This window comes from Microcoleus sp. N9_A1 (assembly GCF_036701795.1).
Taxonomy (GTDB): Bacteria; Cyanobacteriota; Cyanobacteriia; order Cyanobacteriales; family Microcoleaceae; genus Microcoleus.
Map to the genome: position 1 here is coordinate 1 of NZ_JAUBRI010000175.1, position 1706 is coordinate 1706.

Sequence of the window (1706 nt, forward strand, 5' to 3'; positions counted from 1 at the left end):
GAAATTCAGCCCTTAAATTATGACTAGAACGTCCCTTGAAGGCTTTAACGACTAACGCAGGAGTATCCATTGGCTTGACCGCCACAAATAAATGTACATGATCTGGCGCTACTTCCAGAGCTAAGATATCCCAACCTTTCTCGATTGAAAGCGCTAAAAATATTTCACGCAGCTTAGTTGCTATACTGCCGACCAGAACTTTCTTCCGGCGTTTAGGGATAAACACAAAATGGTAGTTAAGCAAGAATTTGACGTGGTTGTGGGTTTGATACTCTGGAAGTGGTAACATAAAGTTTTGTTGTTATGAGTTGACTTATCCACTATACTCACCTCAACTAAATAAATCAACCATGTTTCAGGAAAAAGAGGTGGCTAAAGTCAAGAAAACCATGGGAGTGCAGCAAGTATTGCTGTCCCCAAACAAAGAAGTTGAGGCCGTGTTGCAATATCTTTGTCGGCAATCCGGCAAGTTGTACAATAGCGCTGTTTACTTCGCTCGCCAAACATTTTTTAAGACTGGAAAACTGCTGACCGGAAAATTCGACTTGTCTTTTGAACCGTCAATTTCTAAGTCGATGGTTGCCAAGTCGTTGCCTTCGACACCCATGCAACAAACTTTGATGTCGGTTGCAGAGGCTTTTAAAAGCTTTAAAGAATTAAAAGCCTTGTACAATGAAGGTCAATTGCCTTTTAGACCTAAGCCTCCGGGGTATTTGAAAGGAGCGAAATTATTCAAAGTTGCATACCCAAATTCTGGAGGATTAAAGCCAGTATTGATTGGTAATCAGTTGAGATTTTCCTTGGGCTTAGCAGTTAGACGCTGGTTTGGGATTTCAGAATTCCTTCTACCTATGCCGTCAAATATTGACTATACAAAAGTTAAAGAATTCACGATTCTCCCAAAAAATGGTGCTTTCTACTTGGAGATGTCTTACGAAGTAGAAGGTAAGCAACACGATTTAGATTACGATCAAGCACTATCAATTGATTTGGGAACCGCTGATAATTTAGCAGCTTGTATTGACACACTCGGTAACTCCTTCTTAATTGATGCTCGCGCCATGAAGGGGATGAATCAACTTTGGAATAAGAAAGTAGCGACTAGGAGAGAAGGAAAGCCCACGGGTTATTGGGACAGTTGGTTAGACCGCGTAACCCGCAAACGCAATCACCAAATGCGCGATGGTGTCAACAAGGCTGCAAAATTAATCGTTGACCATTGTTTAAAATACGGTATCGGTAATCTAGTAATTGGATGGAACCAAGGGTTTAAATCTAATGTTGACATGGGCAAATTGAACAATCAGAAGTTTGTTCAAATGCCCTTAGGGAAATTGAAAGATCGCTTAAAACAGCTTGGCAATTTGCACGGCATTAAGTTCACGGAAACAGAAGAAGCATATACTTCCAAAAGTAGCTTTCTCGATGGAGACTCCCTACCCAAGTATGGTGAAAAACCGCCTGGGTGGAAAGCATCTGGAAAGCGAATTAAACGTGGACTGTATCGTTCGGGTGATGGAACTGTAATCAACGCGGATCTGAATGGGGCTGCCAACATCTTAAGAAAAGTAGCCAGTAAGTTAGGTGTAAAACTTGACCGACTGTGTAGACGGTGTTTGACCACCGTAGCGAGAGTAAAACTTTGGGTGTTACCTAAAGCTGCTTTGTCCGCAGAATCTCAGTGGCTTCAGCCCTGAGAGTGTCAA

2 protein-coding genes are annotated in these 1706 nt (G+C 42.0%); one reads left to right on the top strand and one right to left on the bottom strand.

Features of this window, described 5'->3' with window-relative positions; translation table 11 throughout:
• The coding region (gene tnpA / locus QUA58_RS31235) for an IS200/IS605 family transposase (RefSeq protein WP_333397998.1) at nt 1–289 on the bottom strand (289 nt) is incomplete at its 3' end.
• Nucleotides 290–350: 61 nt separating this feature from the next.
• Between tnpA and QUA58_RS31240 the strand changes: the two genes are divergently transcribed.
• A complete protein-coding gene (locus QUA58_RS31240) occupies nt 351–1697 on the top strand; it encodes a transposase (protein WP_333397999.1) in 1347 nt (448 codons plus the stop codon).
• Nucleotides 1698–1706 lie beyond the last annotated feature (9 nt).